The 16,267-nt window shown below is 63.2% G+C and carries 20 protein-coding genes; 16 read left to right on the top strand and 4 right to left on the bottom strand.

Going from position 1 to position 16,267, the window contains the following annotated elements:
* Position 1: 1 nt before the first annotated feature.
* The 7 genes from CI807_RS24940 (at position 2) to CI807_RS24910 (ending at position 6,248) form a co-directional block, all read left to right on the top strand.
* Entirely contained in the window at positions 2 to 898 is an 897-nt protein-coding gene (locus tag CI807_RS24940) for a hydroxymethylglutaryl-CoA lyase (protein ID WP_095016654.1), read from the top strand.
* Positions 899 to 915: 17 nt separating this feature from the next.
* A complete protein-coding gene (locus CI807_RS24935; RefSeq protein WP_095016653.1) occupies positions 916 to 2,142 on the top strand; it encodes a CaiB/BaiF CoA-transferase family protein in 1,227 nt (408 codons plus the stop codon).
* Positions 2,139 to 2,594, top strand: a complete 456-nt coding sequence (locus CI807_RS24930) for a MaoC family dehydratase N-terminal domain-containing protein (protein WP_095016652.1) — start codon at positions 2,139 to 2,141, stop codon at positions 2,592 to 2,594. The genes CI807_RS24935 and CI807_RS24930 overlap by 4 nt, the downstream gene beginning before the upstream one ends.
* 2 nt (positions 2,595 to 2,596) lie before the next feature.
* On the top strand, positions 2,597 to 2,992 hold the full coding sequence (locus CI807_RS24925; RefSeq protein WP_095016651.1) for a hypothetical protein: 396 nt from the start codon (positions 2,597 to 2,599) through the stop codon (positions 2,990 to 2,992).
* Between the two features lie 51 nt (positions 2,993 to 3,043).
* Complete coding sequence (locus CI807_RS24920) at positions 3,044 to 3,529, top strand: hypothetical protein (RefSeq protein WP_095016650.1); 486 nt, start codon at positions 3,044 to 3,046, stop codon at positions 3,527 to 3,529.
* Positions 3,529 to 4,914: a tripartite tricarboxylate transporter permease gene (locus tag CI807_RS24915; RefSeq protein WP_177002930.1), complete on the top strand. Its 1,386-nt coding sequence runs from the start codon at positions 3,529 to 3,531 to the stop codon at positions 4,912 to 4,914. The genes CI807_RS24920 and CI807_RS24915 overlap by 1 nt, the downstream gene beginning before the upstream one ends.
* 89 nt (positions 4,915 to 5,003) lie before the next feature.
* Positions 5,004 to 6,248: an OprD family porin gene (locus CI807_RS24910; RefSeq protein ID WP_095016648.1), complete on the top strand. Its 1,245-nt coding sequence runs from the start codon at positions 5,004 to 5,006 to the stop codon at positions 6,246 to 6,248.
* On the opposite strand, the gene CI807_RS24905 is transcribed toward CI807_RS24910, so the two are convergent.
* Positions 6,249 to 6,560, bottom strand: coding sequence for a hypothetical protein (locus tag CI807_RS24905; RefSeq protein ID WP_095016647.1), 312 nt, complete (start codon positions 6,558 to 6,560; stop codon positions 6,249 to 6,251). It abuts the gene before it with no gap.
* Positions 6,561 to 6,761: 201 nt separating this feature from the next.
* On the opposite strand from CI807_RS24905, the gene CI807_RS24900 reads away from it, so the two are divergent.
* The 3 genes from CI807_RS24900 to CI807_RS24890 are packed head-to-tail and all read left to right on the top strand — an operon-like array spanning position 6,762 to position 8,927.
* Entirely contained in the window at positions 6,762 to 7,421 is a 660-nt protein-coding gene (locus CI807_RS24900; protein ID WP_177409603.1) for a TonB family protein, read from the top strand.
* Positions 7,418 to 7,963, top strand: coding sequence for an RNA polymerase sigma factor (locus CI807_RS24895; RefSeq protein ID WP_016980117.1), 546 nt, complete (start codon positions 7,418 to 7,420; stop codon positions 7,961 to 7,963). The genes CI807_RS24900 and CI807_RS24895 overlap by 4 nt, the downstream gene beginning before the upstream one ends.
* Before the next feature lie 37 nt (positions 7,964 to 8,000).
* Complete coding sequence (locus tag CI807_RS24890; protein ID WP_095016646.1) at positions 8,001 to 8,927, top strand: DUF4880 domain-containing protein; 927 nt, start codon at positions 8,001 to 8,003, stop codon at positions 8,925 to 8,927.
* On the opposite strand, the gene CI807_RS24885 is transcribed toward CI807_RS24890, so the two are convergent.
* Both CI807_RS24885 and gspH read right to left on the bottom strand, forming a co-directional pair.
* Positions 8,924 to 9,544, bottom strand: a complete 621-nt coding sequence (locus CI807_RS24885) for a type II secretion system protein GspJ (protein WP_095016645.1) — start codon at positions 9,542 to 9,544, stop codon at positions 8,924 to 8,926. The two genes, CI807_RS24890 and CI807_RS24885, sit on opposite strands and share 4 nt — an antisense overlap.
* On the bottom strand, positions 9,541 to 9,993 hold the full coding sequence (gene gspH / locus CI807_RS24880) for a type II secretion system minor pseudopilin GspH (RefSeq protein ID WP_016980114.1): 453 nt from the start codon (positions 9,991 to 9,993) through the stop codon (positions 9,541 to 9,543). The genes CI807_RS24885 and gspH overlap by 4 nt, the downstream gene beginning before the upstream one ends.
* A 93-nt stretch (positions 9,994 to 10,086) precedes the next feature.
* On the opposite strand from gspH, the gene CI807_RS24875 reads away from it, so the two are divergent.
* Complete coding sequence (locus tag CI807_RS24875; RefSeq protein WP_095016644.1) at positions 10,087 to 10,518, top strand: type II secretion system protein N; 432 nt, start codon at positions 10,087 to 10,089, stop codon at positions 10,516 to 10,518.
* Here CI807_RS24875 and gspI read toward each other — a convergent pair.
* On the bottom strand, positions 10,505 to 10,870 hold the full coding sequence (gene gspI / locus CI807_RS24870) for a type II secretion system minor pseudopilin GspI (protein ID WP_068933882.1): 366 nt from the start codon (positions 10,868 to 10,870) through the stop codon (positions 10,505 to 10,507). The genes CI807_RS24875 and gspI overlap by 14 nt on opposite strands.
* 148 nt (positions 10,871 to 11,018) lie before the next feature.
* On the opposite strand from gspI, the gene gspG reads away from it, so the two are divergent.
* Genes gspG through gspD form a run of 5 tightly spaced genes read left to right on the top strand, consistent with a single transcriptional unit; the run spans position 11,019 to position 16,176 of the window.
* The gene (gene gspG / locus CI807_RS24865; RefSeq protein WP_016980111.1) at positions 11,019 to 11,468 is read left to right on the top strand and encodes a type II secretion system major pseudopilin GspG; all 450 of its coding nucleotides are present in this window, start codon (positions 11,019 to 11,021) and stop codon (positions 11,466 to 11,468) included.
* 8 nt (positions 11,469 to 11,476) lie between these two features.
* A complete protein-coding gene (gspK, locus tag CI807_RS24860) occupies positions 11,477 to 12,346 on the top strand; it encodes a type II secretion system minor pseudopilin GspK (RefSeq protein ID WP_157742078.1) in 870 nt (289 codons plus the stop codon).
* A complete protein-coding gene (gene gspL, locus CI807_RS24855; RefSeq protein WP_095016642.1) occupies positions 12,343 to 13,401 on the top strand; it encodes a type II secretion system protein GspL in 1,059 nt (352 codons plus the stop codon). Before gspK ends, gspL begins: the two co-directional genes overlap by 4 nt.
* Complete coding sequence (gene gspM, locus CI807_RS24850) at positions 13,394 to 13,906, top strand: type II secretion system protein GspM (protein ID WP_095016641.1); 513 nt, start codon at positions 13,394 to 13,396, stop codon at positions 13,904 to 13,906. Before gspL ends, gspM begins: the two co-directional genes overlap by 8 nt.
* The gene (gene gspD, locus CI807_RS24845) at positions 13,903 to 16,176 is read left to right on the top strand and encodes a type II secretion system secretin GspD (protein WP_095016640.1); all 2,274 of its coding nucleotides are present in this window, start codon (positions 13,903 to 13,905) and stop codon (positions 16,174 to 16,176) included. Before gspM ends, gspD begins: the two co-directional genes overlap by 4 nt.
* Positions 16,177 to 16,267 lie beyond the last annotated feature (91 nt).

The raw sequence follows: 16,267 nt of genomic DNA, 5'->3' as shown, positions 1-16,267 counted from the left end.
CATGGACAGCGTTCGGCTGGTGGAGGTGGGCGCGCGCGACGGCTTGCAGAATGAAGCGCGTAGCCTGTCGGTAGACACTCGAATCGCTTTGGTGGAGCGCTTGGCCGATGCCGGTTTGCGCACCCTCGAGGCGGGGGCCTTTGTGTCGCCGCGGTGGGTGCCGCAAATGGCCAATTCCGATGCCGTGCTGCGCGGCCTCGGCCAGCGCACCGGCGTGACCTACACCGCGTTGGTGCCCAACCTGCAAGGCCTGGACATGGCCCTGGCCGCCGGTTGCCGTGAGGTGGCGGTGTTCGCCGCCGCGTCCGAGGCGTTTTCGCAGAAGAACATCAACTGTTCGATCGCTCAGAGCCTGGAGCGCTTCGAGCCGGTGCTCGCCAAAGCCCTGGAGGCAGGCGTTGCCGTGCGCGGCTACGTGTCCTGTGTGCTGGGCTGCCCGTTTACCGGCGCGGTCCCCGTCGAACAAGTGGTCGCCGTCAGCAAGGCCCTGTACACCATGGGCTGCTATGAAATCAGCCTGGGCGACACCATTGGCACCGGCACGCCAGGGGCAACCGCGCGGTTGATCGAGGCCTGCGCCGACGCAGTGCCGCTCAGCGCATTGGCCGGGCACTTCCATGACACCTATGGCATGGCCGTGGCCAATGTGCAGGCCGCTTGGCACGCTGGCGTTCGCGTGTTCGACAGCTCTGTCTCCGGCCTGGGGGGTTGCCCTTACTCACCGGGCGCCACTGGCAACGTAGCGACTGAAGAGCTGGTGTACCTGTTTGAAGGCCAAGGCATCGCCACGGGCGTCGACCTTGCACAATTGATCGAGGTAGGCGTCTTTATTGATAGCCAGCTGCACCGCAGCGGCGCGTCGCGGGTTGCCAAGGCACTGCGCGCACGCATCCAATAACAATACGTGGAGCACCCATGAACCCTCTCGCAACCACCTTGGCCGGCTTCGGCCCGCTCAAGGGCGTGACCATACTCGACCTCACCCGCGTGGTGGCCGGGCCTTATTGCGCCATGCTGCTGGCGGACATGGGCGCCAGCGTGATCAAGATCGAGCACCCCACCGATCCCGACCTGACCCGCGAATTCCCACCCATGAGCCGCAGCGTCAGCGCGCCGGTCAGCGGCTTTTTCGCGCAGTTCAATCGCAACAAGCAGGCGGTGTGCCTGGACCTCAAGCACCCGGACGGCAAGGCAACCTTCCTGGACATGGTGCGCAAGGCCGATATCGTTATAGAGAACTTCCGCCCCGGTACCATGGACAAGCTGGGCCTGGGCTACGCGGTTCTCAAGGCGGTCAACCCGGCGCTGGTGTTTACCGCCATCAGTGGCTTCGGCCAGCATGGGCCCAACTCATCACGCCCGGCGTTTGACAGCAGCGCCCAGGCCTCTGGTGGGTTGTGGTCGATGAATGGCACTGTCGAAGAACCTATGCGTGTCGGCACGGTGCTGGGGGATTTGTCGGCGGCGCTGTATGCCGCCATCGGAACCCTTGGGGCCCTGCGTGAGGCCGAGCGCAGCGGTCAGGGCCAATTGGTGGACGTGTCCCAGCAGGATTCGATCATCTCCCTGACCGAAAACGCCCTGGTCACCTACACCGAAACCGGCGAAGTGGTCGGGCCTACTGGCAACGGCCATCCCTTCGTCAAGCCCTACGGTCGTTATGCGTGCAAGGACGGCTTCGTCTTCTTCGGTGCCTACACCGACAAATTCTGGCGCGAGGCCTGCCATGCGTTTGGTGATGCGGCCCTGGCCAGTGACCCGGAAATCGACACCATGGCCAAGCGTTTCGACCACGCCACCTACCTGCGGCGGGTCAAGCCCATCGTCGAAGGTTGGTGCGCCGCCTACACCAAGGCCGAGCTGGAGGCCCTGACCGGCGACCGCTTCCCGTTGTCACCGATCAAGAGCATGGATGAAGTGGTGGCCGATCCCCATGTGCGTGAGCGCGACATGGTCGTCAGCGTCGAATGCCAAGGCGCGCATTTCGAGGTGTTCGGTAACCCGGTGAAGCTTTCCGGTGGCACCTTGGAGAAAGGCGCCAGCGCCCCTGGCGTCGGCCAGCACAACCAACAGATTTACCGTGAATGGCTGGGCCTGGATCAGGCGCAATACGACGACTTGGTCGCGCGAGGTGTGATTTGAGCCTGCTTACCGCCGAGATCAAGGCGTGCATCGGCCTGGCATTGCCGTCCGTGCGCTTTGAAGTCAGCCGCCAGGATATCCGTAAATACGCGGTCGCCACTGGCCAGCGCCAGGCACGGTTCCTGGCGGGGGATGAGGCGCCGCTGATGTTTCTGTTCAGCGTGCTGATGCCGGTGTTGCCCCTGGACCAACTGCGTGAGGACGGCCACTTCCCGGATAACGCGCTGCTGCCGGAGCTGCCACTCAAACGTATTCTGGCCGGGGGCAGCCGCTATCAGGCGCACCGGCGTATTTATCCGGGTGATGTGCTGGTTTGCCGCCAGACCTTGGTGGATATCCATGAAAAACAAGGCAGTGACGGACCGTTGATTTTCCTGGTGTTCGAAAACCGCTTCGAAAGCGAGGCGGGCGAACCGCTGGTGATCGAACACCTGACCCGGATAGCGAGGTAACCATGCCCCTGATCGAAATCGGCCAGGCGTTGCCCGAACGCCAATACTCACCGGGCACGGTGCAGTTGTTCCTGTACAACGCGGCGATCTGGAACGCACACCGCATTCACTACGACCTGGCCTACGCCCGGGAAAGCGAGGGCCACCCGGCGCTGTTGGTGGACGGCCCGTTGCAGGGTGACTGGTTGACGCAGTTGCTCTACGACTGGATGGCGGACGCGGACGAACTGGTGGCGTTCGAATACAGCAACCGTCGCGCCGCCTATGTGGGCGATGTGTTTACCGCCAAGGGTGAGATCCAGGCGGTGGAGGGCAACTGCATCACGTTGCTGTTGCAGCTAGTCAATCAGCAGGGCCAGGCGACCACGGTGGGTCGCGCCACGGTTCGCAAGGCCTGAAGCTTCACCCCCCTTATAAAAACAACAAGCCCGAAAGGGCCGGAGGGCACCATGCAGCAACCCCTTTTACCGCCGGACAAGCAACACCTGTATGAAGTCTGGGGCGACACCATTGACGCGCGTCACCTGGCGCTGTCCATCGGCATTGGCGCAGTGGTCAGCCTCGGTGCGTATTTTGCGGCGCAACACCTGTTGCACTACGTGGTGGAGTCGGCGCAGATGGCGCGTGCCTACGCCATGTTGATCGGCATTCTCGGCTGTCTCGCCGGCGGCGCGATCAGTGCCAGGCTGTTTGCGCCCAAGCGCGATGTACAGGAAAACGTCGCCGACCAGAGCTTTCGCGAGCAAGTGGTGGCCGATCTGCTCAAGGAGTACGGCAGCCTGGGACGTCTGGAAGACCTGTCCGCCGAGGTGATCGCGGAACTGCGTGAATTGGAGCTGTATGAGTTGTTCCGCGAAGCCCAGGCCCGCGAAGAAAATGTGCCCGTCACGGCGACGCCCGCACTTACGGCCAGCCTCAGCGGAGGGCGCGGGTGATGGACATCTTGTTGCATGAAATCATGATGGCCTTCGCCCTCGGGCTGCTCGGCGCGGTGGTGTTTGCCGCCATCGGACTGGTCTCCGGTACTGACGAAACCACCACCCTGGCGCCCCTGACCATGCTGGTGGTGCTCCTCGGTGCGCCTCCAGCCGGGGTGCTGACGTTCTTTCTCGCTGGAGCAGTCGCCAAGCACATGACCCATGCCGTGCCCACCGCGTTGCTGGGGATTCCCGGCGACACTTCGGCCACGGCGTTGCTTGCCGATGCGAACTACCTGCGCAAGCTCGGCGTGCCGCATATAGCCCTGCGCAAGATGATCTCCGGCGGAGCGGTGGCGGCCTTGATTGCGGTGCCGTTGTCGGTGCTGTTCGCCGTGTTGCTGGCGCCGTTTGGCGGGGTGATCAAGCAGTTCGCGCCCTGGGTATTCCTGTGCGCCGCATTCACCATCGCCTACTTCTCGGCGGGCCGTTGGGCCGCAGTGCTGGCTCTGGTGCCGTTCGTGGTGGTGATCGTGGCGCTGCAATCGCTGACGGGGCAATACGGGGTCAAGCTGTCGGTAAGCTACTTCCTGGGTATTGCCGTGGCGCCGCTGATTGCCTCGCTGTTTTCGCTATTGGCTCCCAGCGAGCGCCAGCGCATGCGGCGCGATCAGTACCGGGTGTTTTCCCTGGCACCGGACGTGAAGGGCTGGAGTGGCTATTTCCCCAACCCGTTCAAGGTCATCAACCCGCGCCAGGTGCGTGTGACGGCCATGGCCGCCAGCGTGTCCAGCGCCACCTTCGTGTTCAGCCCGGTGGCGATGACGGTGATCATGGGCGAAGTGATTGGTTCGCGGATCAAGCATGCCTATGACCGCCTGACCACGGTGATCACCGCGCGCAACGGGGTGACCGAGTCGACCTACATCGCTGAAACCCTGATCCCGCTGATGGCATTCGGTTTGCCCCTCAGCCCGGTGGCAGCGGGCCCGGCTGCGCCGTTGTTCAACGCGCCACCACGGTTTTTCGTCGACAACGCCACCGGTGAAATCAACAACCTGCATAACCTGCTCAACACCTGGGAGTTCCTCGGCTACGGCATGCTTGCGGTGATCGTGGCGATCCTGGTGGCTTACCCCTTCACCATGAACTTCGCCCACGGCGCGGCGGCTTATGTGGTGCGCAAGATCAGTCATGAGGCGGTGATTGCGACCTTTATCGGCCTGGTGCTGGTGATCGGTATCTGGGAAGGCGGGCTGCTCGGTCTCATGGTGATCATCACCGTGGGCTTGCTCGGCGGGTTCCTGGCGCGCTTCCTGGGGTTCAACATCGGCGTGCAATTCATGGGCTACTACACGGCGGTCCTGACGGTGCCTGCAATCATCGCGTTGACCGGCCACTAAACCCGCAACACCTCACCTCAACACTCTAGCCAGCAGATACCGGTTATCTGCGACGGGAGGCGTTTGCCTCCCAGAAAGGAATAATAAAAATGAAGATCCTTTTGCGCTCCAACCCTGTTGTGTTCACTTGCCTTGTCTTCAGCGCCGCCAGCAGTTACGCCGATGGCTTCCTGGAAGACGGCAAAGCCTCGCTGAACCTGCGTAATTTTTACCTGAACCGCAACTTTGTCGATGGCAACTACCCCCAGGCCAAGGCTGAGGAGTGGACCCAGAGCTTTATCCTTGACGCGCGCTCCGGCTACACCGCAGGCGTGGTCGGCTTTGGCGTGGACGTGCTGGGGCTATATTCGCTGAAGCTCGATGGCGGCAAAGGCACCGCCAATACCCAATTGCTGCCGGTGCATGACGATGGGCGCCCGGCGGACGATTTCGGCCGGCTCGGCGTGGCGTTCAAGGCCAAGCTGTCGAACACCGAACTCAAGGCCGGGGAATGGGCGCCGGCCTTGCCGGTGCTGCGTTCTGACGATGGCCGTTCGCTGACCCAGACCTTTCGCGGCGCGCAGTTGACCTCGAAAGAATTCAGCGGCGTGACCCTTTACGGCGGCCAATTCCGCGCCAACAGCCCACGTAACGATGCCAGCATGGAAGACATGTTCATGGCTGGTCGTCCGGATGCCACCTCCGACCGCTTCAACTTCGGCGGGGCCGAGTACCTGTTCAACGACAAAAAAACCCAGGTCGGCGCCTGGTATTCAGAACTGGCCGACATCTACCAGCAACGCTACTTCAACTTGACCCACAGCCAACCCATGGGCGGCTGGGTGTTGGGCGCCAACCTGGGATTTTTCTCCGGTGAGGAGAACGGCAAGGCATTGGCCGGCAACCTGGAGAACCGCGCTTTATCGGCCATGCTTTCGGCCAAAACCGGCGCGCATACGGTCTATGTCGGGTTGCAACGGATGTCCGGCGACAACGGCTGGATGCGCGTCAATGGCACCGCCGGCACCAGCCTGGCCAACGACAGCTACAACTCCAGCTACGACGCCGCCAAAGAGCGCTCCTGGCAACTGCGCTACGACTACGACTTCGCCGCCCAAGGCTTGCCTGGCCTGACGCTGATGACACGCTATATCCGCGGCAGCAATGCCCATGTCGGCGCACGTACCGACGGTGAAGAATGGGGGCGCGAATCCGAGTTGGCCTATGTGGTGCAGAGCGGACCGGCCAAAAACCTCAATGTGCGCTGGCGCAATTCGACCTTGCGTCGGGACTTCAGCACCAATGAGTTCGATGAAAACCGCTTGATCATCAGTTACCCACTGTCATTGCTGTAGTCAGGGCCGCTGCGGTTTTACCGACGTCCCGAACGTGTTGCCCATACGCACGCTGGTCGCCGCCGGGGTGGATAAACCCACCGCGTTCGGCGGCCGTTTTTCCACAGGGATGTTCTGGGCGTCGCGGTTTTTCTTCGCCGCCTTGGTCGCATTGGTATCGTTGCCCATCTGCTGGCTGAGGCAGCCATAGTCGGGCGCCTTGTAGCCATCCACGCTGACTTCGGCGCACGTGCCGGCAGCGTTTTCGGCGTGGGCGAACACGGGCAAGGCAGCGCACAGCAACAGGCTGGCGAGGGTCGGTAACAGCTTCATCGGGCCTCCTGGCAGGCCCTGAGGAGTGGGCCGGTAAGGGTTGAAAGTGTAGTGCAGCGGGCTTCTCGTCACCGTGATGTTTTTTTTGCTATCACCGTAACATCAGGTTCATAAACTGGCCTCAGGATGACGGTTTTCTAGGGCGCGTCGGCCGTGCAGCGATGCAGAGCAGGGGGTGAACAGGGGGGCTGGAGGCGCGTCATGTGCGTCCTGGTCTTGCTGTTGCTGCTGGCTGGCGGTCGTGCGGCGCAGGCAGAGTCACCGCTGCTGTCGTTGGACCTGCCGGCGCAAGATCTGGAGCACGCACTGCAAGCCTACAGCCGCGCCACCGGGATGGCGGTGCTGGTGGACCGCGAGTTGACGCGGGGCCGGCGCTCCATCGGGGTACGCGGGCGCTTTACGGCGCAAGAAGCACTGGCGATGTTGCTGACAGGGAGTGGCCTGATGGCACGTTATGCACGCAGCGATGCGTTTACCTTGCAGACCCCGCAGGTCAGTCAGCCACCGCCCACAAAAGGGGCGGCGACACGCAGCGCCGCGCGGATCAACAACAGCTACGCGACGGCATTGCAGCAAGCCATCGAGACCAGCCTGTGCCGCTCGCCGCTGACCCGGCCCGGCAGTTTTCGGGCATTGGTGCAGGTATGGGTCAACCCAAACGGGGTGATTGAACACAGTCGGCTGGTCAGCTCCACCGGCGATGAACAACGCGATGAAGCACTGGTACGCAGCCTGAGTGCAGCCCGGGTCCAACGCCCGGCGCCGAGTTCACTGCGCCAACCGGTGACTTTACTTCTGATGCCTGACACAACAGGAACACGCATGGAATGCACAGCAGCGAAAGGAACCTGGGGCGGATGAAAAATACCGGGCACAGTACGATGGTCAGCTTGTTCCTGGCCTCCTACGAAGACTTCAAGGTGCGTTTGCGCAAGCGCCTGGGCTCGGAAGACCTGGCCAACGACGTGCTGCACGAAACCTACCTGCGGGTCGACCGCATGGACGTGCCGCCCAACCTGCAACAGCCCAACGCCTACCTGTACCGCATGGCCCTGAACATCGCCGCTGACCGCCGCCAGGCCGATGCGCGCCTGCTCACCGGCAGTGAAGTGGAAGAACTGCTGCAAAGCGCCGACGAAGCCCAGGACCCGTCGCGGGTGGTGGGCGGCCAGAAAGAAATCCAGTCGCTGGTCAAGGCGCTTTACGAACTGCCGGCACGCCGCCGCAAAATCCTCATCGCCGCCCGCCTGGAAGAGGCGCCGCACCTGGAGATTTCCCAGCGTTTCGGCATCTCCACGCGCATGGTCGAGAAGGAAATCAAGGCCGCCCTGGGCCACTGTGCCAAGCGCCTCGAAAGAAAAGTGATTCAGCGGTTCGGTCCCGGGGCCGGAAAACCGTCTTAGTGTCGAGTCCCTGATAAATCCGTGAGTACGTGCGCGCTTGAATATTTTCAGCTTCCCCAACGCCCGGTCATCCGCCGCCAGCCCCCTGCACGATGAAGCCCGCGACTGGCTGCTCCTGCTGACCTCGGGCCGCGCCACCGTGGCCGATGCCAAGGCGCTCAAAGCCTGGTGCGCGCAGAGCCCGGAGCATGCCCAGGCATTCGAGCAGGCCAAGGTGCTGTGGCAGCAACTCACACCGGCCCTCGACCAGGTGGCGCAACCGAGCAGCTTTGGTCGACGGGCGTTCCTGGGCGGCGCGATTGCCGCTTCGGCCGCGGTGGTGATGGTGCGCGTCGGTGTGCCGGGTGGCTTTGCCGGGCTCACGGCGGACTATCGCACCGAAGTCGGTGAGCAGCGCCAGGTGCTGTTGAGCGAGGGGATCAGCCTGGAACTCAACACCCAGACCCGCATCAGTCGGGTGGGGCAGGGCATTGAACTGCTTGAAGGCGAAGTCGAAGTGCTCGCCCACGTTGCCCAACCGCTTAAGGTACAGGCTGGCGACGGCTGGGTGAGCGCGGCGCAGGCACGCTTCAACGTGCGCAACACCGACCACAACGTGTGCGTGACTTGTATCGAGGGCTCGCTCTCGGTGGATATCGCCGGACGCAGTGTGCGCTTGGATGGCGGTCGGCAACTGACCTACGGCATTGCTGGCGTCAGTGAAGTGACCACGGTAGACACCCAGGCGGTCGTGGCCTGGCGTGAACAGATTTTGGTGTTCAACAACGCCACGCTGGCGACGGTGGTGGATGAGATCAACCGCTACCGGCCGGGCATGCTGTTATTGCTCAACAAAGAACTGGGCCAGCGCCGGGTGCAGGCGCGGTTCAGTTTGCAGCAGTTGGCGGGCGTGGCGTTGTTGATTCGCGATGCGTATGGGGCCAAGTGCACGGAGTTGCCGGGTGGGGTGGTGTTGTTGAGTTAATTCAAAGACCTCAACGGCCCCACCACCTGCCGATACTTTTCCATGCCCTGCGGCGTCTGCCGCAACAAACTGATTTCCAGTCCCAGCGGATCTTCCCGACGATTTCCACTCAACTGTCGCCAGCCTTTATCCGCTTCCCACACCCGCACCTGCAAGTCACTCACCCCCGTCAACACCACCACCCCATCCTTGGCTGCGGGCAGTGGATAACGGTCCCGTGCCGGAGCGGCTGCGCGATACAGTGAGTCGCCCTTGAGCCACCAGCGCACGCGTTGCAGCCCATCCCCGGCCATAGGGGCGCTGCGGATCACGTCCAGCCGAAAGCCCTTGCTGTCGGAACTGCGTACCGTCACGGCGGCCAGCCCTTCGGTTTTGGGCGCCTCGTCTTGTGCCACATCGGTGGCGACCAGCTCAACACTGGCGCGCAAGCTGATATCGCGCTGCATCTGGTTCAGTGCCCGCAGCAGCACCTCCGTCTGCTCACTGCTCGCCTGCAAATGCTGATCAGCGCGCGTCACGCTGTCCAGCCCGCGCCAGGCGATCAGACTGACCACCGCCATGAGCATGATCGCCACCATCACTTCGATCAGGGTGAAGCCTTGCTGGGAGGTGTTCATGGTTGACTCACTACGCGCATCAAGCCGGCGGCGTCGCGTTGCAGGCTGAGGCTGTGCTGCCCGTCGGACAGCACCACCCGCAGCGGTGGGTTGATCCATTCGGCATTGAGCACCAGGGTTTGCCGGGGTTCGATGTTGATCTGCATGGGCGTGCTTTCCCAGAGACGCGGCCGCAGTTGGGTGTCGCCCTGGAAAGACTCCACGCTCGTCCCGTCATCGCTACGGCGGTTGAAGCGAAAGCCCTTGGCATCCGCACGCCAGGTGATGGGACGGCCGTCGGCGTGGGCTTCGGCCTGGGCGATTTGCAGCAACTGGCTCAGGCGCTCGGCGTCTTTGCGCAACAGGTGCAGCGGGTCGGGTTTGATCGTGAGGCTGATGGCGGCGCTGGCGATGCCGATGATCACCAGCACCACCATCAGCTCGATCAGGGTGAAACCTTGCTGTTTCATCGCGGGCTTCCTGGAGAACTGGGGAGTCTGTGAAATAAAAGCGTGCGAATTGATCTGTAGGCTGGAGCGACGGACAAACAGGAGGTCCTCCCCATGGCATTTGCCCCTCGTTTCACCCTGGCCCACGGCGTGCAGGCGCTGGGTGTACTGGCTGCCCTGGCGGGCGTGGCGGTATGGACGCCGCTGCTGCTGACCACGGCAGAATCCCACACGCCCCAAGCCACGCCCCAGGCACTGGCGGCGCGCAGCGATAACCCGGCGCTGCAATGGTTTTCCAATGCGCCAACAGCGCTGCAAGTCAAAGTCACTGGCGTGTTGGCAGGTGCCCGTGGTGCGGTGGCGATCTTGAGTCTCAACGACGGACCGCCGCGCAGCTTTCTAGTGGGTGAACGCCTCAGCCCCGGCGTGCGGTTGACGGCCATCGAAGGCGATGGAGTCGAGATCGAGCGCGGTGGCGAGAAGCTGCGTGTCAACCTCGACAAGTTGCCGGACGGCCCTGCGCTGCCGCTGCTCACTCGGCCATGACCTGGGTGTCCAGCCGCGCCAGGGGTGGCGCTTCGCGGCTGGCGTCGAGCACCTGCAGGTTGACCTGAAACAGGCGGCCATCGGCGTTGATGGTTTGCTCGCAACGCAGTTTCAGGCGGCCTTGATCACACTCGAAGGTCTTCTTGCCGCTGCGCAAGTGGCCCTCCAGGCGCAGTTCTGCCAGGCGACTCTGCGCTGCCAGCAACGCGATCGATTTATCCCGCAGCAAGCCGTTGCTCTGGGTCATCAGCCCGGCCACGCGCACGGCGGCGGCCATGGCCACGGCGATGATCGCCAGGGCCACCAGCACCTCGATCAGGGTAAAACCTTGCTCCTTGCGACGGCCGTACATGGCGCTCTCAAAGCCGGGAAACAGGCCCGCAGACTAGCGCCGGCAGTTGACCGATTGGCGACCGAAACTCCCGAGGATTTTCAATACGACTGACATGTGTTCTTGCAACACTGCGGCTCGAATTGCACTCAAGCCAAGGAATGTCGAGATGGATATCGCGCGCCTAACGTCCCCATTGCCAGGCCCTCGCGGGCAGCGTGGCTTCACCTTGATCGAGATCATGGTGGTGGTGGTCATCCTCGGGATCCTGGCCGCCATGGTGGTGCCCAAGGTGCTGGACCGGCCGGACCAGGCACGGGCCACGGCGGCCAAGCAGGACATTGGTGGGTTGATGCAGGCGCTGAAACTCTATCGCCTCGACCACGGTTCCTACCCCAGCATGAACCAGGGATTGAAAGTGCTGGTGGAGCGCCCGGCGGACGCGAAGAACAGCAACTGGCGCGCCTACCTGGAACGGTTGCCCAACGACCCTTGGGGCAACCCTTATCACTACCTCAACCCAGGCGCCAATGGTGAGGTCGACGTGTTCTCCCTCGGTGCCGACGGCCAGCCGGATGGTGAGGGTGTGAATGCCGATATCGGCTCCTGGCAGCTGTAAGGCCCAGCATGAAACGGTATTCGCCCCCAGCGGCGAAGCAGCGCGGCATGGCGATTATCAGCGCCTTGCTGATCGCTGCGGTGGTCGCCGTGTTGGCCGGCGCCATGCTCACGCGCCAGACCGTGTTCACCCGTGGTCTGGAAGCCGAGCAATTGCGCATCCAGGGCCAATGGCTGTTGCAGGGTGGCCTTGAGCGCAGCCGACAGATGCTCTGGGATGCACGCCAGAAGGACGTGCTGACGCGCCTCGATCAACCCTGGGCCCGCGTTCAACGCGGCGTCTTTGAGGGGCGGATCGAGGACGAGCAAGGCAAGTTCAACTTGCGCAATCTGGTCAATCGCCAGCAGGTGGATGCTGATCAATTGCAGAGCTTCGAACGGCTGTGCCGACTGATCGGTGTCGATCCGGCGGTGAGCCGGCGCATCAGCCAGCGGGTGATTGCTTCTTATGAGCCGCCTGCCAAATACCCGATGCTGCGCAGCCTGGATGACCTGAGCGGCATCGAAGGGCTCGACCCCGTCGTGCTGCAGCGCATGCAGGCCTATATCAGCGTGTTGCCCGGCCAGACTTGGGTCAACGGCAACACCGCCAGTGCCGAAGTGCTCAGCGCGGTGGTGCCGCAGCTCAGTCTGTCCCAGGCCCATGGGTTGGTGGCCGAGCGCGACAGCGGGCAGTGGTTCATCAACCGTGGGGATTTCGTCAACCGTTTGCGTTTACCTCAGGTGGAGGTGGATTCGGTGCACGTGGGCATTACCAGCGAATGGTTTCGCGTGCAGGGCCAGGCCAGGCGGGAGCAGCGGCGGGTGACGATTGATGCTTTGCTGCATCGTCCCGAAGACCGTCAGCCACGCGTGATCTGGTCGCGGGTGGGCGTATGAAACGCTTGCGCATCGGCTTGCCGCCGCTGGATCAATTGACCGCCGAAAGCCAGGTCACGTTTGCCTGGCTGGAGCGTGGCGTGGTGGTTGAAGAGGGTTATTCGAGCCTGGCGCAACTGGCCAAGTCCCGCCAGGCCGTCGACTGTTTCCTGCACCCGCGCGACAGCCTGCTCACCAGCCTGGAGTTGCCACCATTGCCTGCTGCGAAAACGGCTGCGGCGGTGGCCTGTGCGGCGCAGGCGCTGATCCTCGGCCCGGTGGAGCAGATGCAGGTGGCCCACGGCCCGCGCGAAAGTGATGGGCGTGTGCAAGTCGCTTGGGTACCCAAGACCGGGTTGGAGCGGATTGCCCAATTGCCATTCAAGCTGCGCGGCCTGTACCCGGCACCCTTTGCCTTGCCGGTGGGCGCTGCGGCGTTGGATGACGGCTATCTGTTGACACGTGACAGCCTGCAACAAGGCACGGTGCATCCGCTCGGCTTGCAGGCGCTGGATATACCACTGGTTGAAGCGGCGCAGCGTTGGAGTGGAGCGGTACCCACGTGGGGCTTGCACGGCCGTCTGCGTCAACCTTCGACTGTTGGATGGGGCAGGGCGCTCGCGTGTGTCGCGCTCGCCACCGCCATCTGGGCCCTCGGCCTCAACCTGTATGCCGCGCGCCAGGTCGAGGAAGGCCAGCGCTTCAAAGCATTGATGAGCCAGCAGGTGCGCCAGGCGTTTCCCGAATTGCCGGTGGTGCTCAACCCCTTGCAGCAAGCCCGTCAGCAATTGGCCGCACGCCAGAACGGTGCCGCTGCTGATCCCGGCCAACGCTTCATCAGCCTGCTGCAATTGGCGGGTAGCAACCTGCCGTTTATGGTCGGCAGCGTCGACAGCCTGAGCTTTGAACAGGGCCGATTGCATGTGGAATTGCTCGCCGACAGCCGTAACCCGACCGCCGAAGGTGAGTGGCAGGCGGCGTTGGCCCAGGCCGGTTTCACCGCCAGCCGCGATGAGCATGCCTGGACGATTGCCCCGGCCCAGGCCGCAGAAAAGCCAGGAGCCGGCGATGAATAAAGTGCAGCGACTGCGCAGCCAGGCCCAAGTGCTCTGGAACGGCCTGGCCCTGCGCGAAAAACGCCTGCTCGGTGGTGCCGGGCTGGTGCTGGCGAGCTTGCTGACCTGGTTGGTGCTGGTGCAGCCCGCGCTGAAGAAGATCGATTACTGGCAGGCCGAAACCCCCAAGCTGCGCGCCCAGGCCGCAGCCTTGCAGGTGCTGTTGCAGGATGTCGCCGCGCCCCGTCAGGGCGACGAAACCACCCTGCGCCAGGCCTTGGATGGCGCGGGTCTGCAAGGCCATTACCAGTTGCAGGCGCTGGAACCCACGGGTTGGCGGCTGACCTTTGACAACGCGCCGGCCGATGCCGTGGTGGGGTGGCTGCTGGGCAATGCCCGTTCGTTTTCCCTGGAGGTGTCCGAGGCGCGATTGCAACGCACCCTCGACACCGTCGACAACTCGGCCGGCACTGTGTCCGGGACCGTTCGCATGGATCAGGCGCTTGGCGCTAAGGAAGCTTCATGAAGTGGTCAGTTCCCCCGTTTCGTCTGGTCGCGCCGTTGCTGGTGCTGGCCCTGAGTGCGTGCAGCAGCCAGCAGGCCGCTAAGCCGTTGCTGGTGGACAGCGAACTCGGCCAACCGCTGGCCGAGACGCGTAGCAACGGCGAGACCTTGCAGGATCGCCTGCGCGAACCGCCCCCCAAGGCCCCCGTGCAACACCGGGTCACCAACAGCGCACGCGGCCATGCCCCGGCGGTGGTCAAGGCACGCAACCCATTGGGTGACCAGCCAGTCCAGCTCAACTTCGTCGACGCCGATATCCAGGCGGTGGTCCGCGCGCTGTCCCGCGCCACCGGCCAACAATTCCTGGTAGACCCGCGTGTGAAGGGCAACCTCACCCTGGTCAGCGAAGGCCAGGTGCCGGCGCATCAGGCCTACGATATGCTGCTGGCGGCGCTGCGCATGCAGGGCTTCAGCGTGGTCGACGTCGGCGGCGTGGCCCAGGTGGTGCCCGAAGCCGATGCCAAATTGCTCGGTGGGCCGATCTACAGCGCCGGCAGCAGCGGCATGCAGACCCGCACCTTCCGCCTGCAGTATGAGAACGCGGTGAACCTGATCCCGGTGCTGCGCCCCATCGTGTCGCCGAACAACCCGATCAACGCCTACCCCGGCAACAACAGCATCGTCATCACCGACTACGCGGAAAACCTGGCGCGGGTGGCGCAGATCATTAACGGCATCGACACCCCCAGCGCCATCGACACCGACGTGGTGATGGTGCAGAACGGCATCGCCGTGGACATCGCCGCGATGGTCTCCGAACTGCTGGAAACCCAGGGCGCCGACCAGACCCAGAAGATCAACGTGATCGGCGACCCGCGCTCCAACTCGATCATCATCCGCTCCGGCAGCCCGGAGCGCACCGAGCTGGCGCGCAACCTGATCTACAAACTCGACAACGCCCAGAGCAACCCCAGCAACATGCACGTGGTGTACCTGCGCAACGCCCAGGCGGGAAAATTGGCGCAATCGCTGCGCGGGTTGTTGACCGGCGAAAGCGATTCCGGTGTCAGCGACGACGCGCGTGGCAAGCTCAGTGCCATGGGCGGCAATGGCAAGAACACCCAAGGTGCGAGCAACGCGCAAAACAGCAGCGGCACACCCACCGGCAGTGGTGTGCAATCCGGTTACGGTCAATCCACGGGTTCAACCGACAACGCCAGTGGTACCGCCAAAGATCAGGACACCGCGTTCAGCGCCGGGGGTGTGACCATCCAGGCCGACGCCACCACCAACACCCTGCTGATCTCCGCGCCGGACCCGTTGTACCGCAACCTGCGTGAAGTCATCGACATGCTCGACCAGCGCCGCGCCCAGGTAGTGATCGAAAGCCTGATCGTGGAAGTCGGCGAAGACGATGCCACTGAGTTTGGCGTGCAGTGGCAGGCCGGCAATCTCGGTGGCAAAGGCGGGTTTGGTGGCGTGAACCTCGGCGGCAGCGGCGTAAATGGCAAGCCGGGTAGCCCCACCAGTATCGACGTGTTGCCCAAGGGGCTGAACGTGGGCTTGGTCAACGGTACGGTGGATATTCCCGGTATCGGCAAGGTGCTCGACCTCAAGGTGTTGGCGCGTGCGTTGAAGAGCAAGGGTGGCACCAACGTGCTATCGACGCCGAACCTGCTGACGCTGGACAACGAAGCGGCGAGCATTTTTGTGGGGCAGACGATTCCGTTTGTCACTGGCAGTTATGTGACTGGCGGCGGGGGCACCAGCAACAACCCGTTCCAGACGGTGCAGCGTGAGGAGGTGGGGCTGAAGCTGAATGTGCGGCCGCAGATTTCCGAGGGCGGCACGGTGAAGCTGGATATCTACCAGGAGGTCAGTACGGTGGATACGCGGGCGTCGGTGGAGGCGGGGACGGTGACCAACAAGCGCGCGATCGATACCAGTATTTTGCTGGATGACGGGCAGATCATGGTGCTCGGTGGGTTGCTGCAGGATGGGTATAGCCAAAGCAATGATGCGGTGCCGTGGTTGTCGGATATTCCGGGGTTGGGGGCCTTGTTCAGGAATGAAAAGCGCAGTGTGAACAAGACCAATCTGATGGTGTTTTTGCGGCCTTACATTATTCGGGACAGTGGGGCGGGGCGCAGTATTACGTTGAATCGGTATGAGTTTATGCGGCGGGCGCAAGGGGGGTTGCAGCCGGAGCATAGTTGGGCGATGCCGGATGTGCAGGCGCCGCAGTTGCCTTCGGTGGAGAAGGCGATTCCTGTTTCTGGGGGGCGGCCTTGACTGTGTACATATCCGTTGCTGCGGTAACGGCGGCTTATGGTTCCGCTCTTACAGCGGGTCACTTTTGGAAAGGCCCAAAAGTAACCAAAAG

Source organism: Pseudomonas sp. NS1(2017) (assembly GCF_002269425.1).
Lineage (GTDB): Bacteria > Pseudomonadota > Gammaproteobacteria > Pseudomonadales > Pseudomonadaceae > Aquipseudomonas > Aquipseudomonas reactans.
This window is presented reverse-complemented; position numbering and strand designations above follow the sequence as displayed.